This is a genomic window from Flindersiella endophytica (assembly GCF_054779015.1).
This window is the reverse complement of record NZ_BAAGYY010000028.1, coordinates 391,961-417,244: the sequence shown is the minus strand read 5'-3', so window position 1 is coordinate 417,244 and position 25,284 is coordinate 391,961. Positions and strand designations below refer to the sequence as shown.

Annotated in this window: 19 protein-coding genes; 14 read left to right on the top strand and 5 right to left on the bottom strand. The window is 70.1% G+C overall.

All coding sequences use genetic code 11. From position 1 onward, the window contains the following. Both ACYVF6_RS35700 and ACYVF6_RS35695 read right to left on the bottom strand, forming a co-directional pair. Positions 1 to 1,298 (bottom strand): MFS transporter (locus tag ACYVF6_RS35700; protein ID WP_460527955.1); only part of this gene is annotated, 1,298 nt, incomplete at its 3' end. 339 nt (positions 1,299 to 1,637) lie between these two features. Continuing rightward, positions 1,638 to 2,483 carry a DUF4097 family beta strand repeat-containing protein gene (locus ACYVF6_RS35695; RefSeq protein WP_460527953.1) on the bottom strand — a complete coding sequence of 282 codons (846 nt, stop codon included), beginning with the start codon at positions 2,481 to 2,483 and terminating at the stop codon, positions 1,638 to 1,640. Between the two features lie 479 nt (positions 2,484 to 2,962). On the opposite strand from ACYVF6_RS35695, the gene ACYVF6_RS35690 reads away from it, so the two are divergent. From ACYVF6_RS35690 to ACYVF6_RS35680, 3 genes are all read left to right on the top strand, one after another. Beyond that, the gene (locus tag ACYVF6_RS35690) at positions 2,963 to 3,388 is read left to right on the top strand and encodes an SAV_6107 family HEPN domain-containing protein (protein ID WP_460527952.1); all 426 of its coding nucleotides are present in this window, start codon (positions 2,963 to 2,965) and stop codon (positions 3,386 to 3,388) included. A 1,253-nt stretch (positions 3,389 to 4,641) separates the two neighbouring features. Then, a complete protein-coding gene (locus ACYVF6_RS35685) occupies positions 4,642 to 5,403 on the top strand; it encodes a class I SAM-dependent methyltransferase (protein WP_460527950.1) in 762 nt (253 codons plus the stop codon). 226 nt (positions 5,404 to 5,629) lie between these two features. Next, positions 5,630 to 6,067, top strand: a complete 438-nt coding sequence (locus ACYVF6_RS35680; RefSeq protein WP_460527948.1) for a DUF3040 domain-containing protein — start codon at positions 5,630 to 5,632, stop codon at positions 6,065 to 6,067. 173 nt (positions 6,068 to 6,240) lie between these two features. On the opposite strand, the gene ACYVF6_RS35675 is transcribed toward ACYVF6_RS35680, so the two are convergent. The 3 genes from ACYVF6_RS35675 to ACYVF6_RS35665 are packed head-to-tail and all read right to left on the bottom strand — an operon-like array spanning position 6,241 to position 11,026. After that, complete coding sequence (locus ACYVF6_RS35675) at positions 6,241 to 8,586, bottom strand: transglutaminase TgpA family protein (protein ID WP_460527946.1); 2,346 nt, start codon at positions 8,584 to 8,586, stop codon at positions 6,241 to 6,243. 23 nt (positions 8,587 to 8,609) lie between these two features. Beyond that, positions 8,610 to 9,995, bottom strand: coding sequence for a DUF58 domain-containing protein (locus ACYVF6_RS35670; RefSeq protein ID WP_460527944.1), 1,386 nt, complete (start codon positions 9,993 to 9,995; stop codon positions 8,610 to 8,612). A gap of 11 nt (positions 9,996 to 10,006) precedes the next feature. Beyond that, complete coding sequence (locus ACYVF6_RS35665; protein ID WP_460527942.1) at positions 10,007 to 11,026, bottom strand: AAA family ATPase; 1,020 nt, start codon at positions 11,024 to 11,026, stop codon at positions 10,007 to 10,009. A gap of 565 nt (positions 11,027 to 11,591) precedes the next feature. Between ACYVF6_RS35665 and mraZ the strand changes: the two genes are divergently transcribed. The 11 genes from mraZ to ACYVF6_RS35610 all read left to right on the top strand — a co-directional run bounded on the left by mraZ (position 11,592) and on the right by ACYVF6_RS35610 (position 25,160). Beyond that, on the top strand, positions 11,592 to 12,023 hold the full coding sequence (gene mraZ, locus ACYVF6_RS35660; RefSeq protein WP_460527940.1) for a division/cell wall cluster transcriptional repressor MraZ: 432 nt from the start codon (positions 11,592 to 11,594) through the stop codon (positions 12,021 to 12,023). Between the two features lie 310 nt (positions 12,024 to 12,333). Next, positions 12,334 to 13,344: a 16S rRNA (cytosine(1402)-N(4))-methyltransferase gene (gene rsmH, locus ACYVF6_RS35655; protein WP_460527938.1), complete on the top strand. Its 1,011-nt coding sequence runs from the start codon at positions 12,334 to 12,336 to the stop codon at positions 13,342 to 13,344. Beyond that, positions 13,341 to 13,961, top strand: a complete 621-nt coding sequence (locus tag ACYVF6_RS35650) for a hypothetical protein (protein ID WP_460527936.1) — start codon at positions 13,341 to 13,343, stop codon at positions 13,959 to 13,961. The genes rsmH and ACYVF6_RS35650 overlap by 4 nt, the downstream gene beginning before the upstream one ends. After that, positions 13,961 to 16,000 carry a peptidoglycan D,D-transpeptidase FtsI family protein gene (locus ACYVF6_RS35645; RefSeq protein ID WP_460527934.1) on the top strand — a complete coding sequence of 680 codons (2,040 nt, stop codon included), beginning with the start codon at positions 13,961 to 13,963 and terminating at the stop codon, positions 15,998 to 16,000. The genes ACYVF6_RS35650 and ACYVF6_RS35645 overlap by 1 nt, the downstream gene beginning before the upstream one ends. A gap of 141 nt (positions 16,001 to 16,141) precedes the next feature. After that, positions 16,142 to 17,728, top strand: a complete 1,587-nt coding sequence (locus tag ACYVF6_RS35640) for a UDP-N-acetylmuramoyl-L-alanyl-D-glutamate--2,6-diaminopimelate ligase (RefSeq protein ID WP_460527932.1) — start codon at positions 16,142 to 16,144, stop codon at positions 17,726 to 17,728. After that, entirely contained in the window at positions 17,725 to 19,212 is a 1,488-nt protein-coding gene (locus ACYVF6_RS35635; RefSeq protein ID WP_460527930.1) for a UDP-N-acetylmuramoyl-tripeptide--D-alanyl-D-alanine ligase, read from the top strand. Before ACYVF6_RS35640 ends, ACYVF6_RS35635 begins: the two co-directional genes overlap by 4 nt. Next, complete coding sequence (mraY, locus tag ACYVF6_RS35630; RefSeq protein ID WP_460527928.1) at positions 19,209 to 20,306, top strand: phospho-N-acetylmuramoyl-pentapeptide-transferase; 1,098 nt, start codon at positions 19,209 to 19,211, stop codon at positions 20,304 to 20,306. Before ACYVF6_RS35635 ends, mraY begins: the two co-directional genes overlap by 4 nt. 98 nt (positions 20,307 to 20,404) lie before the next feature. After that, positions 20,405 to 21,754, top strand: coding sequence for an FtsW/RodA/SpoVE family cell cycle protein (gene ftsW / locus ACYVF6_RS35625; RefSeq protein WP_460527926.1), 1,350 nt, complete (start codon positions 20,405 to 20,407; stop codon positions 21,752 to 21,754). Between the two features lie 3 nt (positions 21,755 to 21,757). After that, entirely contained in the window at positions 21,758 to 22,858 is a 1,101-nt protein-coding gene (gene murG / locus ACYVF6_RS35620) for a UDP-N-acetylglucosamine--N-acetylmuramyl-(pentapeptide) pyrophosphoryl-undecaprenol N-acetylglucosamine transferase (RefSeq protein WP_460527924.1), read from the top strand. Continuing rightward, positions 22,855 to 24,267, top strand: a complete 1,413-nt coding sequence (gene murC, locus ACYVF6_RS35615) for a UDP-N-acetylmuramate--L-alanine ligase (RefSeq protein WP_460527922.1) — start codon at positions 22,855 to 22,857, stop codon at positions 24,265 to 24,267. The genes murG and murC overlap by 4 nt, the downstream gene beginning before the upstream one ends. Positions 24,268 to 24,482: 215 nt before the next feature. After that, entirely contained in the window at positions 24,483 to 25,160 is a 678-nt protein-coding gene (locus tag ACYVF6_RS35610; RefSeq protein WP_460527920.1) for a cell division protein FtsQ/DivIB, read from the top strand. Positions 25,161 to 25,284: the final 124 nt, after the last annotated feature.

Genomic DNA, 25,284 nt, shown 5'->3' with positions numbered 1-25,284 from the left:
GGGGCCGGCCGGGCCGGCTGCGCGCCTGCCGCTCGCCGCGCCTTCCGGCGGGCCCGGCGCCTGGCCCGGGGGTCGTCGCGGTGCTTGCCCGCGAACGGCGCGCCGACGGCCGAGACGAACAGCACGCCGATCGTGGCGCCGACGCCGGAGTAGAGCAGGACGTACTGGATCGACGTCGCGTCGGCGACGATGCCCGCGAGCAGGATGGCCAAGCCCTGGCCGATCTGCAGCACGGTGTTGGCCAGGCCGATGATCCGCCCGCGTACCTCGGAGGTGACCAGGCCGACGATCGACCCCTGCAGGTGGGCCAGGTGACCCATCGCGAGGCCGGCGACGAACAGGCTGAGCGTGATCACGAACGGGATGGGAACCAGTGCGGTGATCGCCACACAGATCCCGACCGCCATCGAGAACGGGATCAACACCTTCTCGCGGGTGCGCTGCGACATCCGGCCGACGACGCTGAGCCCGATCACGGTGCCGGCGGGCGTGGCGGCCAGGAAGATGCCCGCCAGCTGCTTGGCGTCGAGCATGTGGGCGTACGGGATCGCGAGTCCCTCGGCGGTGGCGAGCACGGTGGGGCCGAGGAACAGCAGCCAGAACAGCGTGGGCATCCGGCCGGTCTCGTGGACGACCCGGATGCCGACAGCGGTGTCCTTGAGCAGGTTGGGGAACTTGCCGGGCTCGGTCGACTGCGGCGCCGGACGGTGGCGGACCAGCGTGCCGATCAACAGCGCCGACAGGGCGTAGGTGCAGGTGTCGAGCACCAGCGCGAACTGTGGGCCGAGCTGGGCGACCAGGACCGCGCCGAAGCCGAAGCCGATCACCTGGACGGCCTGCTGGCTGGCTCCGACCAGCGCGTTTCCGGCGACGAACCGGGGACCTTCGAGGATGTCGGCCAGGATCGCCATCCGTGCCGAGCTGAACGGGACCTTGACGAGCTCGACCAGCAGCAGGATCGCCAGCGCCAGCCAGATCGGCATGTTGATCGCGGCGATCGAGACCATCAGCCCCGCGCGGACCAGATCGCAGGTGACCAGCAGCGGCTTGCGCGGCAACCGGTCGGCCAGCGTCGACAGGATCGGGCCGCCGATGATGCCGGGGAGGTAGGTGACGGCGAACGTGGCGGCGGTGGCCGCGAGCGACTCGGTCTTGTAGTAGACGAGGGCGGCGAGCGCGAACTTTCCGAGCTGGCTACCGACCCGAGAGGCGACGTCGGCGGTGAACAGCGCGGTGAACTCACGGTCCCGGAACAGGTCGCGGTACCGGACGCCAGATTCGGCGGTTTTGCCACTCACGCGCTTCACAACACCGCATCATGCCCTATTTTCGCCACTCACGGTGGTTTTCCGGTCACAGAATTTACACAAACAAGACTGTCGGTGCTCGATGCCACACTAGGCGCCATGATCGAGGATCACGCAAAACCCGCAGCTCAGGCGGCCGTCGAGGGGATATCCCAGGCGGCCGGCGTGGCTGCGGGCGCTGGCGTGATCGAAGCTTTCTTGATCACTTTCGAGACGGCATATCGGGGCCTTATCCGCATTCGTAATGATCAATTCGAGTCGCGAGCCGGCCGAAACGATCTCACGCCTCGCCGTGAGTGTTCCCGGCGAGGCGTGAGGCTGGCTTCTGATCTAGTTGGTGCTGAGATCGATGTCGCCGCTGGTGGCCTTCACGTTGATCGCATACTCACTGCCGTCGTCCTGGCGCAGGTCGCCCAGGTTCACGTCGCCGGAGCTCGCATCGGCGTCGACCTTGTAGGCCCGGTCGGGGACATCCAGGTGGATCGAGCCGGACGTGGCCTGCGCCTGGATCGACTTCGCGTCGGCGACCTGCAGTTCGATGTCGCCCGACGTGGTGCGGGCCTCGACCGCGCCGCTGCTGCGCACGTCGCCGCTGATCTCGCCGGAGTTGGCCTCGAGCTTGGTCTTGCCGGTCACCTCGTTCAGCGTGATGTCGCCGGAGGTCGTACGAGCGTCGACGTCGCCGCGGATCTGCTCCAGCGAGACCGAGCCGCTGCTCAGCTCGGCGCGGAGCGAGCCCTCGAGGTTGCTGACCTCGAGGTCGCCGGAGCTGAGCTTGACGTTCACGGGGGCGGCCAGGTCGTGCACCGTCACGTCGCCGGAGCTGCTCTGGCCGGTGATCTCGGTGCCCTTCGGCACGGTGACGACGTAGTCGACGTTGCAGCCCCAACCCCAGCCGCAGTCGCTTTCGAGGCGCACGGTGTCGCCCTTGACCTCGTAGGTGTGGTCGGGCTTGCCGAAGCGGTGGCGAACCCGCTCGCGCACCTCGATCTGGTTCGTGTCGGATCCCACGATCTCGACATCGCCGTTGCCGCTGGCCAGCTCGACGCGCTTGACCGACCGGTCGAGCTTGTTGCTGGCTTCGGCGGTCCGGCCGAGGAAGCTTCCTACGACCAAGAAGCTGAGTGCCGAAAGCACCAAGACGGCGATCAGCGCTTGCTTTCCGGTGCGCGACATGGGTGTGTCCCTCCTGAGATCCCTGATGATCACAAGCTACGGATGGGGGCGGGGGAGGCGCATCGGGGATTGCCCGTGGGCGCCCCTGAGATGCCCCTTGGACGGGGTGAGTCGCCGGGCTCACGCCGATCGAAAACACGTACGAAAAGACCCTTGACTGCCACGATGCCGCCCACTAATCTCATACACGTGTTCGAACAAACGTTCGATTCTCGGTGGGAGAGCGGCGCTGGCGGACACCAAGGCTGGTTCGTTTGGAGTGGCTTCGACCCCCGCTCCGGACGAACCGTGGCCGGAGTTGACGAGGCTCGCAGGGCTGGGGAAGCGCCTCGTCGGCTCGTGGGCAGGGTGGGCTCTGCTCGCGGTTCGGCGGACTCGGCTGTTCCGCCGAGCCGGCACGAGCCGGGCCCACCTGTCCAGCCAAGGCGGATCCCGGCTGCGCGTGGCAGCCGGGGTTGACCGGAAGGAGAACGACTCTGATGGCAGCAGCAAACGCGGTTGCGAACCTGATGGCACCGGCACCGCTGGGCCACGGCGTCTACAGCGCGCTCGACCGTGCGCGTCTCACCCTCCACGAGGCCGAGCTGGCCGACACGGCGGAGGAGCGCTACGCGCTGGCGCACGTCGCCGCCCTCCGGATGGCAGCGGCCGTGCTCGCGGCCCGTCCGCGCCTGATGCCGCGCCGCGGCCCGCGCAACGCGTGGTCCGTGCTCACCAAGGTCGCCCCCGAACTCGGCGACTGGGCCGCCTTCTTCGCCGCCGGCGCCGCCAAGCGCGCCGCCGCCGAAGCCCGCATCCCGGGCGCCGTCACCAACCCCGAAGCCGACGACCTCCTCCGCGACGCCGAACGCTTCCTCCTCGTCATCGAGCGCGTCCTCGAACTCCCGCCCTCCCAAGCCGCCTGACGGCCGCCGGCCGCGCGCCGGGCCGGGGCCGGGGCGAGGCGAACCGCCGAACTCGTCGGCCGCGAGTGTGCTCAGCAGCCAGCCGAGCCACTCGGGCCACGATCGCCGCACCCCTGCCGTGAACCGCCCGCGCAAGCGGTTCCACGGCGGTGGTGCCCAGCGCAAGCCAGAGCTTCTCGGCCGGGACCGCCCAGCAGCCAGCTGAGCAACCCCCCGCCCGAGACCCACCCGCCGACCGTGATGAGGCCGATCGTGAGGCGGCCGTCCTCATCACGGCCGGCGGGCTTCTTCTGCCGGTGGCACCACCTGCCCCGGCCACCATCCGCGAGCCACCACCGCCGAACCCGTCGCCGCCCATCGGTGCCCAGCCACCCGTCGCGCCGGCCACCCATCAGCTTGCACACAGGCTAGAAGCGCCGCTCACTCCCGACGCCAGGTCGCTATCTCGGCCACCGAGGTGCGCTGATCCTGAACGGCAACTGACCGCGGCGGCCCATGCCACCACCCGGCTTCCCGTCATCGCCACCCGCCATCGCCGATGACCGTCGAGCGCAGGTGGCCGATGTGCATCCCGCGGTTGACGTGGGCGCCGACCCACGCGATATGCCTGCCACCGGACCGCCTAGAGCCCCGGTGACCGGCGCAGCCACCGAGGTCTTGTCACTCAGCGGAGCGCCACCCGTCACTCGCCTAGCCGCACCTCGCCGTCGACCGCGCGAGCGCTGGCCGCAGCCACGTCCGGTCATGGATCAGTGCGGCCAATCGCAGCCGGTCGCGGACGCCGCTCATATCCGGCGACCGCAACTCGGCGGAGCGCCGCCGCTCGCCCGGGCCGCCGTCAGCCGCGCCCGGCTGACGGTCACGCGGCCAGCACATCCACCCAGCCACCCCGTCGTCGCGGCGACCAACCCCGTCGGCTCGCCGCGGCCACCGGTCAAGGCGGCTTCCGCGGCCACCGGACCGGCGCAGGTAAGCAGGCAAATTCGCCTCCGATGCCACGTCCGCGCCGCAGGCCATGCGCGGCCGCCACCGGATGCCACTCCTGCGGGCACCCGGGCAGGCCAGCTGGTCGGGCGGTGCTGCTTCGGGCTGTTAGCTGTGTCCGCGGCCTGGCGCCTGTCACTCGCCGGGTCGCTCGCGCCGTGGTTCGGGTGGGCTTTGCCGTCGGCTGGGGTGGTGGCTGGGTGGCTGCTCACGCGGGCTGCGATGGGCACCTGTCCGGCGCGAGGAGGGGGCGCGGCTAGGCTCGGCGCGTGTCCGACTCAGTCCGGCGGACGGCCGGGTCCATCCGCACAGAGGTTGTGTGGCGGCTGCTGCGTACCGCGCTCGAGGATCATGTCGCGCGGGAGGGTGGCCGCGCGGTGCTGGATGTGCTCGATGCCGGCGGCGGCACCGGGATCTTCGCGGTGCCGATCGCGGAGTTGGGGCATCGGGTGACGGTGGTCGACCCGAGTCCGGATTCGTTGTTCGCGCTCGAGCGGCGGGCGAAGGAAGCCGGCATGCTCGACCGGATCCGCGCGGTGCAGGGCGACGCCGACGGGCTGCCGGCTCTCGTGCCGGCCGGGTCGGTCGACATCGTGGTGTGCCACAGCGTGCTCGAGTTCGTCGGCGACCCAACGGCCGCGCTCGAGGCGGCGGCCGAGGTGCTTCGTCCCGGAGGGGTGCTCAGCTTGCTGGCCGCCAACCGGAACGCCGTCGTCATGGCCAAGGCCCTGGCCGGCCATGTCGGCGAGGCGCGGACCGCGCTCGAGGATCCCGCCGGGCGGTGGGGTCCAGGCGACCCGATGCCGCGCAGGTTCGACCTCGCGGAGTTGCGGGCGCTGATCGCCGGTGCCGGGCTGGAAACGATGGCCGAGCATGGGGTACGAACGTTCGCTGACCTGGTGCCCGGCGACCTGGCCGACGAGCCCGGCGCCCGGCACGCACTCCTCGATCTGGAGCAGGTGGTGGCCGAGCATCCGGCGTTCCGCGGAGTGGCAACCCAGCTCCATCTGCTGGCCCGCCGGGTGGGTTGAACGCCACCAAAAAAGAGGGGGAGAGTGCGTGTGAGAACTGCTTGGAGATGCGACAATCGAAGTCGGAGAACGAAGCCGACGAGTGACCGGGCCCGTGTTTCTACGCGCGGGCGCGGGTATCTTTTCGGCCAGGTCCCCGGCCGCGCTACCCTGCGGCTGTCGGGCTGCCTAGACTGAACCTAGGCCGTTCCACCACCGATGACGGCAGCGTCCCGATGGAGGTCAGGTGCCTCTCTCCGATCACGAGCAGCGGCTGCTCGAGCAGATGGAGCAGGCTCTTGCTGCCGAGGATCCAAAGTTGGCCTCGGCGCTGCGAGGCGTCGACCTGCGCACGCGTCAGCGCAGGCGCGCTGTCGTGGGTGCAGGTGTCTTCGTGCTGGGCGTGATCATGCTTTTTGGCGGCGCGATCATGATGCAGACCAGCTCGAACGTCGTCGCCTACGTATTCGTGAGCGTGTTCGGTTTCGTAGTGATGCTGGTTTCGGCTTACTACGTCGCCACCAGCCTGCGGCGGATGCCCGCCGCCGGTGAGGTCCCGAACGTCGTGCCCATGCGTGGGCGATCACGTCGATTGCGCGGCAAGGCGCCGAAGAGCCACAACAGCGGCGGTTTCATGGCCCGCATGGAGGAACGCTGGCGGCGTCGCCGCGAGTCCGGATTCTGATCGCAGCAGCCTTGGGTTTCGTCGCCGCACCGTCTGACCCGCAGACGCGTGCGGCGATTCTTTGACCCAGATCCGTTCACACCCAGGCAGAGGCATGGCTGGCTGTCCGAGAGCGGCACTAGGAGCATCCCAGCGCAGCCAAGGGTCCAAACCCGGAGCGCCTTTTACGGCGGTCAGGCGCGGTGTGCGGCCGGCTCTCGCCGGGTACGCCGGAAGCGCCTCGCCACCCGCGGCCCGAGCGTTTCCGCGCCGTCCAGCAACCACGTCACCGGTCGCAGCACCACGACCAGCCGCCTCAGCAGCGACGGCGGGAGTACGAAGGCCGCCACCCGCCGCCCAGGCGTCGCGCGTCCGCGCAGGGCAGCCGACACCTCCCGCACGTCGGCGGCGAACGTCGGCGTGTCGGACTGGACCGGTGCGTACCGCACCTGCTCCACCGCCCGCACCACCCGTCGCAGCGCTTCGGACGCGGACCGTGGCAGCATCTGCTCGAACCGCGCCCCCACAGCCCGTGGCGTCGCCGCGTCGTCCCACTCCAGTCCGAGGTCGACAACGGTGGCCGCCAGCTCCAGCCAACCGCCTTCTGCCCGCCCGGGTCGTCCACGGGCCGACAGCCGCGAGCGCCGGACCAGCACCCGGACCGTCATCGGTGCCAGCAACAGCAGCAGCACCAGCCCGCCGATGGTGTACGGCAGCGGGTTGGCCGAGCCGGTCGTCGCACCGCCGAGGTTCTCCGGGTGGTTCGGGTCGATCGGCGCCGACGTCGGCGTCGTGGTGTTACGAGGCTGCCGGTTCAGCGGGCCGTCGTCGGGGTTGCCGGTGGATCGCGGGTCGACCGTCGAGGTCGCCTCGGAACCCGGCAGCGTCCAGGTCGGCGCCGAGCCGGTCTGCTGAGCCGGTGTCGGCTCGAAGCGCACCCAGCCGTAGCCGTCGAAGTAGAGCTCCGGCCACGCGTGCGCGTCGTGCGCGCTGACGATGTACTTGTTGTCGCCGATCCGCTCGCCAGGCATGTAGCCGATCGCCACCCGCGCCGGGATGCCGAGCGAGCGCGCCATGATGGCCATCGTCGCCGCGAACTGCTCGCAGTAGCCGCGCTTGTCGTTGATGAACTCCATCAACGCCGAGCCGCCATGTCCACTGCGGACCGTCAGGTCGTAGGTGAACTCCGAACGGAACCACGCCTGCAGCGCCGCGGCCTTGTCGTAGTTGGTCTTCTCTCCGTGTACGACCTGCGCCGCAAGCTTGTGCACCGCTTCCGGCACCGATCCCGGCAGCTGGGTGTAGCGCGCGGTGATGTTGGCGGGCGGGTCGCCGACCGCGGCCAGTTCGTCGGCGGTATGGGAGACCGAGATGCTCGTCTCGGTGTACGTGAGCTCCTTGAACTCACCCTCGCGGCTCACGATGTCGAGGGTGTCGCGGTCGTAGCCCCAGTTGGCCTGGCCGCGCAGTGTGGCCGCGGGGTAGACCACCGGCAGCCACTTCGGCGCCATACCCGGCAGCAGGTGGAACGTGGTGCGCACCCGGGTCTGCCCGACTCCCGGCGAAACACCAGGCGGCGGCGCCGGCAACGGCGCGTCGATGTCGCCGTTGGCCAGCGGCACGATCCGCCGCTGCGAGGGCGACCACTGGATGCCGTTGAAGTTGTCGAGCACGACCATGCGGATGTATTCGAGCTGGCTGTACTTCGCGTCGGTCTCGTAGGTGAGGACGTTGACGTCATCGGGCAGGTCGAGGTCGCGCTTGAGGTCGATGATCGGGTTGTTGACCCGGATCGTGCCGCCGGTGCTGCCACCGTCGCCGCCCGGCCCGTTGCCGAATACGCCTTCCGGCAGCGTCGGGATCAGCGCGGGCACGATCACGGCCAGCCCGATCACCGCGATACCGACCCGCCGTCCGGTCTGTCCGAGCAACGACGTCGAGACGCCTTCCTGCTGTCCGGCCACGCCCTCGGCGAAGCCGATCACCCGGCCCCACCGGCTGAGCCGGTCACGTCCTTCGCTGGTGAGCAGCAGCACGTATCCGATCGCGGGCGGGATGAACGCCAGCGACGACAGGCCGCCGGACACCGTGGTCGCGGGAATGGAGTAGAGCAGCAGCAACGGTAGCCCTGCCCACGGCACCAGCCTCGCCGTCGCGGCCAGCGCGTCGACGGCCACCGCCACCAGCGCGATGCCGAGCGTGGTGACCATCGTGAGGTCGGGGTCTCCGGGCACCGGCGCGGCGTACTGCGCGACGATCGACAGCCCGTCGTTGATCCGGCTGACAAACGTCTCGACCGCGGCACCGCTCGGCAGGAAGCCGAGCCGGAGGTCGTCGCGGGCGAAGATCAGGATGAACGCCCAGCCGAGCGCGGCCAGTTGCCCCAGGGGTACGAGCACCCGCGGCGTGCCGAGCTGGCGCAGGCCGAAGCCGATCGCCGAGACGAAAGCCACCGCGACCGCACCGGACCAGAACCACCCGGGCTCGTCGTAGGCCGGGAGCAGCGCCAGCGACGACAACACGGTCGCCAGCGCGCTCATCGCGGTGATTTTGACCGAGCCGCTCATTGCGGTGCGCCTCCCAGGAACGCCCCCGGCACCGGAGGAGCGTACGGCGAGGGGCCCGCGGGCGGCACCGGGTCGGAAGCTCCGGGCGCGCCCGGAGGTGTGCCGGCGACACCCAGCCCACCCGGATTGAGGGTCAGCTGGGTCCAGATCTTCGGGATGCTGTCGCCGGCGCGCGCGGTGACGACTCGCCACCCGCCGCGCCGCATCATCTGGACGCTGGCCTCGACCTGCGCGGCGGCCTGCTCGGGGGAGCGTTCCTTGGACAGCGCCCACGAGGGCGCGTCGATGATGATCGCGAACGCGGCGGTGGCGCGGTGCCGGATCCGGACCATCGCCTCGGCCTCCTCGGCCGACATCACGCCGAGCAGTGCGATCAGCAGGCCGTACGACCCGTCGTGGTTGGGCAGGGTCGACAGCGCGTGGTCGAGCCGGCCGACCGACGAGTGCCCGACCACGGCCAGCGCGTCGAGCATCAGGCCTTCGGCGTCGCTGACCGGTCCGACGTCGCGCGCGGTGACCGACAGCGCCGCGCCGGCATCGGTGGCCAGCCGCAGGGCGTAGCCCCGGCGCAGCAGATGCGTGGAGATGGAGGCGGCGGCCGACACGGAGTACTCGAACGAGGACGCCGGCCCGCTCCCGCGGTGGCCGATCTTGCGCGTGTCGAGGAACACCGTCGCCCGGCTCTGCCAGGGCTGCTCCTCCCGCCGCACCATCAGCTCGCCGCGGCGTGCGCTGGACCGCCAGTGGACCCGGCGTAGGTCGTCGCCGTCGCGGTACTCCCGGACGGTGACGTCTTCCTCGCCGTCGGCGGTGACCGCTCGTGGCCGGCTCTCGCCGTTGGCCGCCCACTCACCGGTGAGCCTGCCGGATGGCAGCGGATGCACCTCGGGCGTGACCAGCAGCGCGTCGGTGCCCTTGAACGACCGGGTCAGCTCGACCAGCCCGAACGGGTCGGACACCCGCAGCGTCAGCGGCCCGATGGGGTAGCGGCCGCGCACGTCGGAACGTACGGAGTAGGCGACGTCACGCCGCCAGCGCGCGGACATCCGGTCCAGCACGAAGCGGGGCCGGGCACCCAGGACGTACGGCACGTGGTCCTCGAGCATCAGCGGACCGGTCGGCATCCGGCCGACGTTCTCCAGCCGCAGCTGCACGTTGGCCGGCCGTCCGACGGGCACGCGCCCAGGATGGAGGTACCGGGTGGCCGCGATGCGGTAGCGCGTGCGCGCGACCAGCAGCACCGTCACCACGGGCAGTGCGATCAGGAAGATCGCGACCCGCAGCAGGTCTTTCTGGCCGAGCACCAGCGAACACAGCGCCGCGGCGATTCCCGCGGCCAGGAACGCGCGGCCCCGGGTGGTGAGAGAGGAGAACCCGCCCATCGCCGACGGGCTTACCGCGTACGACGCGGGTCGGGCACGGGGACGCTTCGGACGATGTCTGTGACCACCTGTTCGGCGGTCCGGCGGGCGATCTGCGCCTCGGCGGCCGGCAGCAGCCGGTGAGCCAGGACGGGGATGGCCAGCGCCTGGAGGTCGTCGGGCAGGACGTACTCGCGGTCGTCGAGCGCGGCGGCCGCCCGGGCGGCCCGGATCAGGTGGAGCGTCGCGCGTGGCGAGGCGCCCAGGCGCAGGTCGGGGGAGTGCCGGGTGGCCGTGACCAGTGCGATGGCGTACTGCTTGACCGCCTCGGCGACGTAGACCCCGCGCACGATGTCGACCAGCTTGCTGATCTCGCGGGCGTCGGTCACCGGCTCCAGCTCCTCCAGCGGCGAGTGGGAGCCGTGCGTGTCGAGCATCTCGAGCTCGGCCTGGGCAGAGGGGTAGCCCATCGAGACTCGCGCCATGAACCGGTCGCGCTGCGCTTCGGGGAGGGGATAGGTGCCCTCCATCTCGATGGGGTTCTGCGTCGCGATCACCATGAACGGCGGCTCGAGGTGGTACGTCGTGCCGTCGACGGTGACCTGGCGCTCCTCCATGCACTCGAGCAGGGCGGACTGTGTCTTGGGGGACGCGCGGTTGATCTCGTCACCCACGACGATGTTGGCGAAGATCCCGCCGGGCCGGAACTCGAAGTCCCGCGACTCCTGGTTGTAGACCGAGACGCCGGTGACGTCGCTCGGCAACAGGTCGGGTGTGAACTGGATGCGCCGGACCGTGCAGTCGATGGAGCGCGCGAGCGCCTTCGACAGCATCGTCTTGCCGACGCCGGGTACGTCCTCGATCAGCAGGTGCCCCTCGGCCAGAAGCACTGTGAGCGCGGTCTTGACCACATCTGCCTTGCCGTCGATGACCTTCTCGACAGCGGTTCGTACCTTGGCCGCTGTCTGCGCGAGATACGGGAACTCGGCTGCAGGCGTCCAGCGTTCCGCGTCGGAACGCCGTGCCGGGTCATGCGTCGGACCGGTCGCCACCACTTCGTTGGCCTCCCTCACCAGTGGGCGGGCGCCGCCTTCCCCCGGCGACGTATGGCAGAAGAGTCTCTCAGCCCGAGTTTCCCAACCATGCCCCGCCGCGCCGGGTCTATTCAGCGCCACCGCAAGTACATCACGTGGCGTGCGCGTCAGGGGTGAATGGCTACCGAACCGTGAACTCCTCAGGGTCTTGCTCGTACGACTATCCGTACGTGTTTCAAGCATCCCAGGGTTCCGCAAGCTGCTCCACTTCCCACCACTTCGGCTCCTTGGTCGCCTTCTTCATGCACGTTCGCACCCCACCGATCGGTTCGCAGGCCGTCCCGTGACGGTTCGGGGCGCGCCGGTCCTCCACCTCCCTCCACTTTCATCCCACCGCTCTGACCTGCGGTTTTGTCGCTGTGTGAAGCGACAGGGGGAGCGAAACGGGTCGAATGATGGTTGACGGTGGTGGAAAGTGGGGTAAAGTGGCGGCCAGTGGTGAAGAGCGGGTCACGGATCAGCTCGTACGGGCGCGCCACGTTTCTCCCCGCCGAGCGGGGCTGATCAGCAGGAGGTGGGACCCATGTTCTTGGGCACCCACACCCCGCGCCTGGACGAGAAGGGCCGGCTTTTTCTCCCAGCGAAGTTCCGAGACGAGTTGGCGGAGGGCCTAGTGATGACACGCGGACAAGAGCGCTGTCTGAACGTCTGGCCCCTTGCCGAGTTCGCCCAGCTGACCGAACGGATGCGGCAGGCACCCGTTACCAACAAGGCGGCGCGCGACTACCAGCGGATGCTGTTCGCCGGCGCCTCCGACGAGAAGCCCGACAAGCAGGGCAGGGTCACGATCCCGCCGATGCTTCGGGAGTACGCGGCCCTGAGCAAGGACTGCGTAGTGATCGGTGCGAACAACCACGTGGAGATCTGGGACTCCGAGGCCTGGGAGCGCTACTCCGCCGAACAGGAACAGGCGTTCGCCGAGCTCAGTGAGGAGGTCCTGCCGGGCGTCCTCTGACGCCACGACTTCCACGAGGCACCGAGCACGGGGCCGACCGTGCGGTGAGGTCTCCAGCCCGCTTGCCGTCTTCTGACACTACTTCCCCGGTGCCAGACGACGAAAGACGACCAGAGCTTCCCGGAACCCTCCGGGACAAGCGGGCGGGGACCTGACCGGACGGTCGAACAATCGCGTTGATCGCATCGAAGACAGCCGCAAGCCAGCAGTGACAGAGCAGTACAGAGCAGTGACCGCTACACAGCCGGGGACCGCGAACCATCTCCCACCAGCCGGATGGGTCGCGGTGGCAACACCTGAGGGGTCGAACATGAACGGGACTCAGAACGGACCGCGCACACCCGCGCAGCGCCACGTTCCCGTCATGGCCGGCCGGGTGACCGACCTACTGGAGCCGGCGCTCGTCCGGCCGGACGGCGACCAGCCGGAGACCGTCGTGGTCGACGCGACGCTCGGTCTCGGTGGTCACGCGGAGCTGCTGTTACAGCGTTGCCCGCAGGCGCGGCTGATCGGACTCGACCGCGACCCGCGGGCACTCGACCTGGCCCGCGAGCGGCTCGCCGGCTTCGGCGACCGGCTCACCACCGTCCACGCGGTCTACGACGAGCTTCCCGATGTACTCGACGACCTCGGCATCCGCGCGATCCAGGGGATCCTGTTCGACCTCGGCGTGTCTTCCATGCAGCTCGACGAGACAGAGCGCGGCTTCTCCTACAGCCGCGAGGCGCCGCTCGACATGCGGATGGACCCCACCCGCGGAGTCACCGCTGCCGACGTGGTCAACACGTACCCCGTCGCGGATCTGACCAGGATCTTCAGCAAGTACGGCGAGGAGCGCCACGCCCGGAGGATCGCGCAGGCGATCGGCCGCGAGCGCGACCGCCGGCCGCTCACGACCAGCACGCAACTGGCCGACCTCGTACGCGAGGTGGTGCCGATGCGGGCGCAGGAGCGGTCGGGGCACCCGGCCAAGCGGATCTTCCAGGCGCTGCGCATCGAGGTCAACGGTGAGCTGGCCGTCCTCGAACGCGCGCTCCCGGCCGCGATCGACGCGCTGGACGTCGGCGGGCGGATCGCCGTCCTGGCGTACCACTCGCTGGAGGACCGGCTGGTGAAGCAGACGTTCGCCCGGCTGGCCCGCCCAGACGTCCCGGACGGGGTTCCGGACGTACCGGCCGGCTACGAGCCCGTGCTGACGCTGCTCACCAGGGGAGCGGAGAAGCCCGAGGCGACCGAGAACGAGACCAACCCGCGGGCGGCGTCGGCACGGCTGCGTGCCGCCGAGCGGATCCGGACCACGACGAGACGGGGGCGGGAATGAGCATCCTCGAGCTGTTAGAGCCGCGGCCGGGTACGGCAGGTACGGGCACCGCGCCCGATCGTGGTACCTCGCCCGACCGGCACAGCCGGCCGAGCATCGCGGTCGTGCCGGACGCACCGGCGCGACCGAGTCGTGTTCCGTTCGTTCTGCTGGTGCTGCTCGTGCTCGGCGTCGGCCTGGTCGGGCTGCTGCTGCTCAACACGAACCTGCAGCAGGGCTCGTTCCAGATCCACGACCTGGAGAAGCGGACGGCGGAGCTGGAGAAGCGCCAGGGTGAACTGGAGCAGAAGGTCGCGGCCGCGCAGGCGCCGGAGAACCTCGCCAAGCACGCGCGGCGGGACGGCATGGTGCCCAACCCTGACCCGGGCTTCCTGAAGCTGGCCGACGCATCGGTCTCCGGTGACCCGAAGCCCGCACCGAAGCCGGTCCAGAAGCCGAAGGCCACCCAGCAGCCCACCGCCGACCCGACCCGGCCGGCGAACCAGCAGCCGAACCAACAGCCGAACCAACAGGCGAACCAGCCGGGCGACAACGCGGCGAACAAACGTGCGAACAACGCGGCGAACAACGCGAACAAGCCGGTGAACAAGCCGGCGACGCGGCCGGGAACGAACTGATGGCGGGCCGTTCCCAGCCGCCCGGCGGCCGGCCGGGTGCGCGTTCAGGCCTGCGCCCCGGTTCCCGTCCGGCCGCCGCGAAGAAGTCGACCCAGAAGTCGACCCAGAAATCAGCCCAGAAGCCGGCCGAGTCGTCCCGTCAGGGCGCGGGTGTGCCGCGTCCGCGCTCTGGCGGGCCCAAGCCACCGGCGCCCAGGCCCAGGAACGAGGCCAAGCCCGAGCCGCCGAAGCCCAAGGCCCAGGCCAAACCAAAGCCCAAGCCGGTCAAGCGGCGGACCGAGCCGCGCCGGTTACGGCTCGGCTCCGGTCCGCGCCGGCTCCGGGTCGGCTTCGTCCTGATCGCGATGCTGATGTCGGTGTTCGCCGGCCGGCTGCTCGTACTCCAGGGCGTCGAGGCGTCGGAGTACGCCACCAAGGCGACCATCGAGCGGCAGCGGACGATCACGCTGCTGGCCCGGCGCGGCGACATCACCGACGCATCCGGCGTCTCGCTGGCCACCACGGTCGACTCGGTGGCGGTCACCGCGGACCCCAAGCTGACCGCGCCGAAGGCCGGGAAGATCGCGAAGGTGCTCGCCCCGCTGCTGAAGGTGCCCGAAGCCGAGCTGAGGGCCAAGCTGGCGAAGTCGAAGACCTCCAAGGGCAAGTGGATCCGGTTCGTCTACCTGGCCCGCAAGGTCTACCCCGACGTCTGGGACAAGGCCAGCACGCAGCTCGAGAAGGCGGACCTGTCCGGTGTCTTCCAGGAGCCCGACCCGATCCGGGTCTACCCGGCTGGCACGGTCGCGTCCAACATCGTCGGCTTCGTCAACGACGAGGGCAAGGGCGGCGGCGGGCTCGAGTACGCGCTCAACACGCAGCTGTCCGGCAAGCCGGGCAAGGAGGTCTACGAGCGCGGCGCCGGCGGCCGGCAGATCCCGCTCGCGAGCAGCTCGGAGGAAGCGGCCGTACAGGGCTCGAACGTCAAGCTCACGATCGACCGCGATGTGCAGTGGGCGGCCCAGCAGGCAATCGCCGAGCAGGTGAAGAAGACCAAGGCCCAGAGCGGCGACGTCGTGGTGATGGACGTCAAGACCGGCCAGATCGTCGCGATGGCGACCGCGCCGGGTTACGACCCGAACCACGTCGGCAAGTCCAAGGACGCCGACCGCAAGAACCGCCCGCTGGAGGACATCTACGAGCCGGGCAGTGTCGCCAAGGTGATCACGGCGTCCGCGCTGATCGACTCCGGATACGTCAGCGGTCAGACCAAGATCGACGTGCCTGGCACGATCATGCGTGGCGGCAAGCGGATCAAGGACTACTGGGCGCACGGCAACCTGCATCTGACGTTCGCCGGCGCGATCGCGAAGTCCAGCAACGTCGGCACCGTGCTCGCGGCGGAGAAGATGCCGAAGCAGGTGCAGGCCGACTACCTCGCGAAGTTCGGCATCGGCCAGCCCACGGGGATCGGCTTCCCGGGCGGGTCCAAGGGCCTGCTCGCGCCGGCCGAGGACTGGGGGCGGCTGGAGCGCGCCACGATCTCGTTCGGGCAGGGCATGGCCGCCAACGCCGTCCAGATGACCTCGGTCGTGGCCACGATCGCCAACGGCGGCGTACGCGTGCAGCCGACGCTGATCAAGGGCGCGACCGACGGCAGCGGGACGTACGTGCCGTCGCAGGCGCCCAAGCGGACCCACGTGGTGAGCGAGGCGACCGCCAAGGAGGTGACCGCGATGATGGAGGCCGTCACGGCTCCTGACGGTGCGGCACACGCGGCGGCGATCCCGGGCTACCGCGTTGCCGGCAAGACCGGTACGGCTCAACGAGTCGACCCGGATTGCTCGTGCTACCGCGGCTACACGACGTCGTTCGCGGGCTTCGCCCCGGCCGAATCGCCCCGGTTCGTGGCGTACGTCGACCTGCAGGACCCGCAGGGCGACGCGACCGGCAGCAGCACGGCGGCGCCTGTGTTCTCCCAGGTGATGTCGTTCGCACTGCACAAATACGGCGTCGCGCCGGGTAGCTCGAAGTCGCCCGACGTTCCGCTGACCTGGTAGATGACGAGCCGGGATGTGGGCACAGCCTGTGACCGCGATACGCTCACGCCCCGACAGGCGCAACGGTGGTCGGGGGACGAGAAGGAGTGGGGTGGGCCCGCGCGGGCGCAGCCCGCGGGGCTGGACGAACACAGTGCGCACATGGCCCAGATACTCGACGAGGAGGCTGGTGTTCTCGTGCCGTCAGGCTTGCCTTCCCGTCCGGAGCATCCGGTCCAACACACGCTGAGTGAGGTGGCCGCGTTCGTCGGCGCCGACCTCGATCTCAGCCGGCGAGACCTCTCCGTGAGCGGGCTGGCGCAGGACTCACGGCGGGCTCGTGCAGGTGATCTCTACGTCGCCCGGCCCGGCGTCCACGCGCACGGCGCCGCGTTCACCGGGCAGGCCGCCGCTGCCGGCGCGGTCGCCGTGTTGACCGATCCGGCCGGCCGCGAGCAGGCCGAACGAGCGGGGCTGCCCACCCTCGTCGTCGACGACCCGCGCGAGGTTCTGGGCCGGTTGTCGGCCTGGATCTACGGCGAGCCGGCGACCGCGATGACGATGCTCGGCGTCACGGGCACCAACGGCAAGACCACCACGACGTACCTCCTGGAGGCCGCGCTCACGCAGGCCGGTCATCGTGCCGGGCTGATCGGCACGATCGAGAGCCGGATCGCCGGCCAGGCCATGACATCGTTCGGCCCGAGTGCCCGCACCACACCCGAGGCACCCGACCTGCACGCGCTGTTCGCCGTGATGCGCGAGCGGGCGGTCACGGCCGTGGCCATGGAGGTCTCCAGCCACGCGCTGACGTACGGCCGGGTCGACGGCCTGGTGTTCGACGTCGCGGGCTTTACCAACCTCTCCCAGGACCACCTGGAGATCCACGGCGACCTCGAGTCGTACTACCAGGCCAAGGCGTCGCTGTTCACGCCGGAACGAGCCCGGGCCGCCGTCGTCAACATCGACGACGCGCACGGCGCGCGGCTGGCCCGGGAGGCGACGATCCCGGTCGTCACGCTCTCGCCGTCGGGCGCCGAGGCCGACTGGCGGGTGCGGAACCGCCGGGCGACGGCGTACGGTGGTACAGCTTTCGACCTGCTCGGACCGGGCGGCGTCGAGCTGACCGCCGAGGTCGGCATCCCAGGCGAGTTCAACGTCGCGAACGCGGCTCTCGCGCTGGTCATGCTGGAGGCCGCCGGGCTGGAGGCGAAGACCGTCGCCACCGCTCTGGCCGCGGCGACCGTGCCTGGACGGATGGAACGCTTCACCGGGCCGAGCGGCGTCGCCGGGCCGAAGTACGTCCTGGTCGACTACGCCCACACGCCGGACGCCATCGCGGTCGCGCTGTCGGCGATCGCACCGGTCGTACCCGGCCGGCTGTTCGTGGTGTTCGGCTGTGGCGGAGACCGCGACCAGGTCAAGCGCCCGCTGATGGGCCGCGCGGCCGCCGCGGGCGCCGACGTGGCAGTCGTCACCGACGACAACCCGCGTTCGGAGGACGCCGCGACGATTCGGGCGGCCGCGCTCGAGGGTACGAAGCTCGTGCCCGAGGCGGAGAGAGCAGACGTAGTGGAGATCGCCGACCGGCGCGAAGCCATCCGGTGGGCGATCGGACAGGCCGGGCCAGACGACATCGTCATGGTGCTCGGCAAGGGACACGAACAGGGGCAGGAGATCGCAGGCGTGGTGCACCCCTTCGACGATGGGGCTGAAGTGCGGGAGGCTCTGGCAGGAGCGCGGCAATGATCGCCATGACACTCGCGGAGATCGCGGAGATCGTCGGTGGCGAGCTCTGGAGCGCCGACCCGGGCACGTTGGTCACCGGACCGGTGGTCGCCGACTCGCGCACGGCTTCGCCTGGAGGCCTGTTCGTCGCCGACGGCCGAGGTCACGAGTTCGCCGCGGACGCGGTGGGCCGGGGTGCCGTGGCCGTGCTCGCCAGCCGGCCGCTGCCGGCCGGGGTCCCGTGCGTACTCGCGCCGCCGGCACCCGACTACACCCTCGACGCCTCCGTGGTCGCGATCGGCCGGCTCGCCCGTGCGGTGGGTGGACGGCTGACCAGTTGCACGGTGGTCGCGCTGACCGGCTCGGCCGGCAAGACGAGTACGAAGGACCTGCTGGCCCACGTGCTGTCGACGGCCGGCCCGACGATCGCCCCGAAAGAGTCGCTGAACGACGAGCTCGGCATGCCGCTGACCGCGCTGCGCGCCGAGGTCGGCACCCGCTACCTCGTGCTGGAGATGGGCGCGCGTGGCATCGGGCACCTCACGTACCTCACCGGGCTGGTCCGGCCGCGGATCGGCATCGTGCTCAACGTCGGCCTCGCGCATGTGGGGGAGTTCGGCGGCCGCGAGCAGATCGCCCAGGCCAAGGGAGAGCTGGTCGAGGCACTGCCGGCCGCTGCCGACGGCGGCGTCGCCGTGCTCAACGCCGACGATCCGTACGTCCGGGCGATGGCGAGCCGCACGTCCGCGCGGGTGGTGCTGGTCGGCGAGGCCGACGACGCGGAGGTACGCGCGGTCAACGTCCAGCTGGACGCCGACGGGCACGCCGCGTTCGGCCTGAGCACGCCCGACGGAGAGGCCGAGGTCCGGCTCGGCCTGGTCGGGCGGCACCACGTCGCGAACGCGCTCGCGGTGGCCGCGGTCGGGCTCGAGGCCGGGCTGAAGCCGACCGAGGTGGCGGCCGCGCTGTCGTCTGCCAAGCGGGAGTCGCGCTGGCGGATGCAGGTGAGCGACCGGCCCGACGGCGTGACGATCGTCAACGACGCGTACAACGCCAATCCCGACTCGATGCGTGCGGCACTGGAGACGCTGCCCGTTCTGGCGGGATCCGGCAGTGGTTCGGAGATGGGCAACCGGCGGCGCACCTGGGCCGTCTTAGGCGAGATGCTGGAGCTCGGCGCGGTGTCCCGTACCGAGCACGAGAAGCTCGGCGAGCTGGCCGTCCGCCAGGGAGTGGACCGGCTGGTCGCCGTCGGAGAAGGTGCTCGCCCGATCCTTTCCGGTGCGAGTCGCCAACACACAGCGAGCGGAGAGGAGCCGGTGCCTGTGAGCACCGCGTTCGTGCCCGATGCCGGGGCCGCGTTGGAGTTGCTGCGCGAGCAGCTGCGGCCGGGCGACATCGTGCTGGTGAAGTCGTCCCGGGACGCCGGGTTGCGCTACCTGGGCGACAAGTTGGTCGCCGACGTCGGGGACGTTGCCGATGTCGCGGACGGAGGCGTCGAGTGAAGGCGATCCTGCTCGCCGGAGCTGTCGCTCTCGCGTTCGCGATGTTCGGTACGCCGATCGCGATCCGGATCCTGGCCAGGCGTGGCTACGGCCAGATCATCCGTGACGACGGCCCTACCACCCACCACACCAAGCGTGGAACCCCGACGATGGGTGGCACGGTCATCCTGCTCGGTGCGGTCGCGGGCTACACCGCCGCGCACCTCTACACCATGCGGCTGCCCTCGCCGTCCGCGTTGCTGTTGCTGTTGCTGACGGTCGGCCTCGGCGTCGTCGGCTTCCTCGACGACTACCTGAAGGTGTCGCGGCAGCGCAGCCTGGGCTTGCGGGCGAAGGCGAAGCTGATCGGGCAGACGGGCATCGCGGTGGTGTTCGCGGTGATGGCGTTGCAGTTCCCCGACGACCGGGACGTGACGCCGGCCTCGCCGTTCGTGTCGTTCATCCGTGACATCGACTGGCTGCCGCTGTCGATGGCGTTCTCGATCCCGTTCGTGATCTGGGTGCTGTTCATGATCTCGGCGGCGTCCAACGGCGTGAACCTGACCGACGGCCTGGACGGCCTGGCGACAGGTGCGTGCGTGATGGTGTTCGCCGCGTACACACTGATCTGTGTGTGGCAGTTCAACCAGGGCTGCGCCAACGTGCCGTCCGACACAGCCGCACAGTGTTACGAGGTCCGAGATCCGTACGACCTGGCGGTGGTGGCGTTCGCGTTGGCCGCGGCCTGTTTCGGCTTCCTGTGGTGGAACGCCGCGCCCGCGAAGATCATCATGGGCGACACCGGTGCGCTTGGCCTGGGCGGTGCGGTGGCGGGCTTCGCGATCATGACGCGCACCGAGTTGCTGCTGATCCTGATCGGTGGGCTGTTCCTGGTCGAGGCGGCGTCGGTGATCATGCAGACGAGCTTCTTCAAGTTCACGCGGTGGCGGACTGGTACGCCCCGGCGGATCTTCCGGATGGCACCCATCCACCACCACTTCGAGCTGAAGGGGTGGGACGAGATCACGATCACGATCCGGTTCTGGATCATCTGTGGCATCTGTGTCGCAGCCGGTATCGGAATCTTCTACGCCGAATGGGTCACCGGAACCTAGCGGCCCAAAAGCACGACACGCGTAGCCGACCTCCACGAGATCCGCCGCGATCCAGCCGAAACTAAAGAGGCGACGGATTTCGGGGAGGAGGAATCATCGTGACCACGACCGCCGGCGACAGCACTCTCGACAGCGAACGCCAGCCGGACCAGCCGGACGGATCCGACGGTCCGGACGAGCTGGACGACGCGCTCGACGAGGAGCTGGACCCACAGCCGCAGCAGAGCTGGCTCACCACGTTGCGCCAGACTCTCGACCGGCCGCTGACGTCCTATCACCTGCTGATCGGTGTCGGCGGGCTGCTGCTGTCGCTCGGCCTGGTGATGGTGGCCTCCGCGTCCTCGGTGTTCTCCTTCCAGGAGTCCGGCGACTCGTTCGCGATCTTCAAGAAGCAGCTGATTTGGGTGCTGGCCGGCCTGCCGCTGGGGTTCGCCGCGTCGCGGCTGCCGAGCCGGCTGCTGCGTACCCTCGCCTACCCCCTGCTGCTCGGCAGCGTCGTCCTGCTCGTGCTCACCTACACCCCGCTCGGCCGCGAGGTCAACGGCAACCGCAACTGGCTCGACCTCGGCGGCCCGTTCATGCTGCAGCCGAGCGAGATGGCCAAGCTGGCGCTCGCGCTGTGGGGTGCCGACCTGCTTGCTCGCAAGGAGAAGCTGCTCGACCAGAGCAAGCATCTCCTGATCCCGTTCGTGCCGATCTGTGGTGCCGTGCTGGCGCTCGTGCTCGGCCAGGGTGACCTCGGCACCGCGCTCGTGCTGTTCTCCATGGTGCTGGTGTTCCTGTTCGTGGTCGGGATGCCGTTGCGGTTCTTCGGGATCTTCGTCGGGGGAGTGGGCGCGATCGTCTCGCTGCTGGCAGTCACCGAGGGCTATCGGCTCGACCGGCTGACCAACTTCCTCGACCCGTTCTCCGACTACCACGGCACCGGCTGGCAGGGCGTCCACTCGCTGTTCGCACTCGGCACCGGTGGCTGGTGGGGCGTCGGCGTCGGCGCGAGCCGGCAGAAGTGGGACTACCTCCCAGAAGCCCACACCGACTTCATCTACGCCGTCATCGGTGAGGAGCTCGGCCTGTTCGGCACGCTGGCCGTGCTCGCGCTGTTCCTCATCCTGGCGTTCGTCGGCATCCGGATCGCCATGCGCGCGCCCGACCTGTTCACCAGGCTGGGCGCCTCGGCCATCGTCGGATGGCTGATCACGCAGGCCATGGTCAACATGGGTGCGGTGCTCGGCCTGTTGCCGATCACCGGCATCCCGCTGCCGCTGGTCTCCTACGGCGGTTCGGCGATGCTCCCGACGCTGTTCGCACTCGGAGTCCTTGTATCGTTCGCCAGGAGTGAGCCCGCCGCCCGCGCCGCCCTCACAGCGAAGGCGGAGGCCAAGGCCGAACGCCGGCGGGCTGCGCGGGAGGCTCGGGAAGCTCGCCTGGCCGCCGACGACAAGGAGTAGACCGTGCACGTCGTTCTGGCCGGAGGAGGCAGCGCCGGTCACATCAGCCCTGCCATCGCGGTCGCCGCCGCGCTTCGCAGGCTCGACCCCGACGTCGGGATCACGTTCCTCGGAACCGAGGAAGGCCTGGAGGCGCGCCTGGTCCCGGAGGCCGGCTACGACCTCGCGCTGATTCCGCGGGTGCCCCTGCCGCGCCAGCTCACGCCTCGTCTGTTCACTGTGCCCGGCCGGCTGGCCGGAGCAGTCGGCACGACCGCGAAGATCCTCGAACGCGTCAAGGCCGACGTGGTGGTCGGCATGGGTGGCTACGTCGCGATGCCGGCCTACGTCGCCGCGCGGCGCGCGAAGGTGCCCGTCGTCGTCCACGAGCAGAACGCCCGGCCCGGCATCGCCAACCGGTTCGCGGCGCGGTTCGTCACCACCCACGTCGTGATCTCGTTCCCGGGCACCCCACTGCGCCACGGCAAACCGCTCGGGCTGCCCGTCCGGCAGGCGATCGCCACGCTCGACCGGCCCGCGATGCGGGCCGAGGCACGTGACTTCTTCGGCCTCGACCCCGACCGTCCGACGCTGTTCGTCACCGGTGGCTCGCAGGGCGCGCGTTCGATCAACACCGCTGTCAGCGGCGCCGCGACCGACCTCGCGGCCGCGGGCATCCAGGTGCTGCACCACTTCGGGCCACGCAACCAGATCGACGTCGTGCTGCCCGACGGCTCGCCGCCGTACGTCGCGACGCCCTACATCGACCGGATGGACCTGGCCTACGCCGCCTCCGACCTCGCGGTGGCCCGGGCCGGCGCCAACACCGTCACGGAGTTCGCGGCGGTCGGCCTGCCCGCGGTCTACGTGCCCTATCCCGTCGGCAACGGCGAGCAGTGGCTGAACGCCAAGCCGGTCGTCGACGCCGGCGGTGGCATCCTGCTGCCCGATGCCGACCTGTCGTCGCAGTGGGTACGCGAGCACGTGATCTCGCTGCTGACCGACTCCGGCAGTGCCGACAAGCTGGCCGCGATGGGCAAGTCCGCGCAGGACATCCTTCCCGCGGGTGCTGACGACCGGATCGCGGAGCTGGTCCGCGAGGTCGCCGAGAAAGGTGAGCGATGATCGTTCCTCCGCCCGCCGAGCTGCTGCCGGCAGAGAAGCTCGGCCACGTCCATTTCATCGGCATCGGCGGTGCCGGGCTGTCCGGCATCGCGCGGATCATGCGGGCGCGTGGCATCGAGGTGAGCGGCAGTGACGCCAAGGAGTCCATGGCACTGACCGGGCTGCGTGCGCTCGGCGTGACGTGCTACGTCGGTCACACGGCCTCGCAGGTGCATGGCGCCGACACGTTGGTGATCTCGACCGCGATCAAGGAGACCAACCCCGAGGTCGTCGAGGCCCAGCGGCTCGGACTGCGGCTGCTGTCCAGAGCGGCGGCGCTGACGTCTGTGATGGAGGGTTACCGCGTCGCCGCGGTGTCCGGTGCGCACGGCAAGACCACCACGTCGTCGATGCTCGCGGTGACGTTGCAGCACTGCGGCGCCGACCCCTCGTTCGCGATCGGCGGCAACCTCAACGACACCGGCACCAACGCCCATCACGGCACCGGCGACACCTTCGTCGTCGAGGCCGACGAGTCCGACCGGGCGTTCCTGTCGTACTCACCGACCGCCGCGGTCGTGACCAACGTCGACCCCGACCACCTCGACATGTACGACTCGCCCGAGGACTACCACCAGGCGTTCGACGAGTTCGCCGACCGGATCGTGCCGGGCGGCTTCCTGGTCGCCTGCGCCGACGACGAGGGCGCGCGCCGGCTGGCGGAGTCGGCGCGGGCGCGCGGGATCGACGTGCGTACCTACGGCGAGTCCGCCGACGCCGACGTCCGGGTCGACGAGGTGCAGCTGCGGCCGCTCGGCGCGACGTTCACCGTCGTTGTCGATGGCAAGCCGGCCGGGCCGGTCGAGGTGAAGGTCGCCGGCCGGCACCACCTGCTCAACGCCGCGGCCGCCTACACCGCCGCGGTCGGACTCGGCTTTCCCGAGGACAAGGTGCGCGACGGCCTGTCGGGCTTCACGGGCACGCGGCGGCGCTTCGAGTACAAAGGCGAGGCCGGGGGAGTGCGCGTCTTCGACGACTACGCCCACCACCCGACCGAGATGGTCGTCAACATGCACGCCGCGCGCCGCGCCGCCGGCGACGGCCGCGTCGTGGTGTGCTTCCGGCCGCTGCGCCACACGCGCACACAGTTCTTCTACAAGGAGATCGGCGAGGCGCTCGGCCTGGCCGACGAGATCGTGCTGATGGACCCGACCGGCGACGACCCGATTCCGGGCGTGACCGGCGCGCTGATCCTGCCGCACATCCCGCTCCCGGCCGAGCGGATCGGTTACGAGCAGTCGTTCTCCGCCACGCCGGCGCGGGTGGCCGAGCGCGTCAAGCCTGGCGACCTGGTGGTGACGATGGGCGCGCCGGACGTCGCCCTGATCGGGCCGGAGCTGCTCGAGCTCCTCGGAGCGAAGCAGCAGTGAGTGGCACGCGCTCAGCACCATCGGGGAATGGGAGGGGTGTGCCCGCGGGAAGCGCGGGCCAGTTCCCCGCTGAAATGACAGCGGGGGGACGACCCCCCACACCCCCCGGTACGGGCACGGCAGCAGACCGCCGGAAGGGAACCGCGGTCTCGCAGACCTCGGCCAGACGGTTCGCTCGCCGGCAGTGGAAGCGTCGGCTGCGGCGGGCGCGTCCGGTGCTGGTGCTGGTTGCACTGGTGGTGATTGCCGCGTTCGCGGTGTGGGCGGTGTGGTTCTCCTCGTTGTTCGACGTTCGTACGGTCACGGTGACCGGGCTGCCGAAGGGCTCGCCGTTGACCGTTGCCGACGTCCGGACGGCTGCTCGGGTGCCGATGAGCGAGCCGCTGGCTCGCGTCGACCTCGACGCGGCGGCCGCCGGTGTGCGCAAGCTTCCCGCCGTCAAGTCGGCGACCGTGAGCCGTGCCTGGCCGCACGACGTGCTGGTCGAGGTCACCGAGCGTAAGCCGGTGGCGGCCTGGCGTTCGGGCGGGTCGTACCAACTGGTCGACGCCGACAGCGTGGCGTTCCGTACGGTCTCGTCCCCACCGGCGGGCCTGGTGCCGATCACGGTCCAGCCCAAGCCGAGGCAGAAGACCGAGCCCACCCTCCGTTCTGCTGTCGACGTGCTGACCGCGCTGCCGGCCGGCCTGCGCGGGCAGGTCGCGAGCATCTCCGCACAGTCACCCGACACCGTGCGGTTGTCGCTGAGTTCTGGCGCGACGGTGGTCTGGGGGAGCGCGGAACAGTCGGCGCAGAAGGCGAAAGTGCTCACGGCACTGCTGAAACAACGCCCGGAACGCGGGATCAGGATCTACGACGTCAGCGTTCCGACGTATCCCACCACGAGAAGCTGACTCCGTGCGGCCGGATCCCTCCAAAAAGAACATGACAAGGCGCACGAGGGCATGCGGCGTGTCGCCTTGGAAAGGCTGCCTGAGGCTCCGTACCGTGCTGGACATGGTTTGAAGTTAACATAAC

Coding starts and splice junctions, on each gene's coding strand:
- ACYVF6_RS35695 (WP_460527953.1), bottom strand. CDS start 2,483: ATGTCGCGCACCGGAAAGCAAGCGCTGATCGCCGTCTTGGTGCTTTCG.
- ACYVF6_RS35690 (WP_460527952.1), top strand. CDS start 2,963: ATGGCAGCAGCAAACGCGGTTGCGAACCTGATGGCACCGGCACCGCTG.
- ACYVF6_RS35675 (WP_460527946.1), bottom strand. CDS start 8,586: ATGAGCGCGCTGGCGACCGTGTTGTCGTCGCTGGCGCTGCTCCCGGCC.
- ACYVF6_RS35670 (WP_460527944.1), bottom strand. CDS start 9,995: ATGGGCGGGTTCTCCTCTCTCACCACCCGGGGCCGCGCGTTCCTGGCC.
- mraZ (WP_460527940.1), top strand. CDS start 11,592: ATGTTCTTGGGCACCCACACCCCGCGCCTGGACGAGAAGGGCCGGCTT.
- rsmH (WP_460527938.1), top strand. CDS start 12,334: ATGAACGGGACTCAGAACGGACCGCGCACACCCGCGCAGCGCCACGTT.
- ACYVF6_RS35650 (WP_460527936.1), top strand. CDS start 13,341: ATGAGCATCCTCGAGCTGTTAGAGCCGCGGCCGGGTACGGCAGGTACG.
- ACYVF6_RS35645 (WP_460527934.1), top strand. CDS start 13,961: ATGGCGGGCCGTTCCCAGCCGCCCGGCGGCCGGCCGGGTGCGCGTTCA.
- ACYVF6_RS35640 (WP_460527932.1), top strand. CDS start 16,142: ATGGCCCAGATACTCGACGAGGAGGCTGGTGTTCTCGTGCCGTCAGGC.
- ACYVF6_RS35635 (WP_460527930.1), top strand. CDS start 17,725: ATGATCGCCATGACACTCGCGGAGATCGCGGAGATCGTCGGTGGCGAG.
- murC (WP_460527922.1), top strand. CDS start 22,855: ATGATCGTTCCTCCGCCCGCCGAGCTGCTGCCGGCAGAGAAGCTCGGC.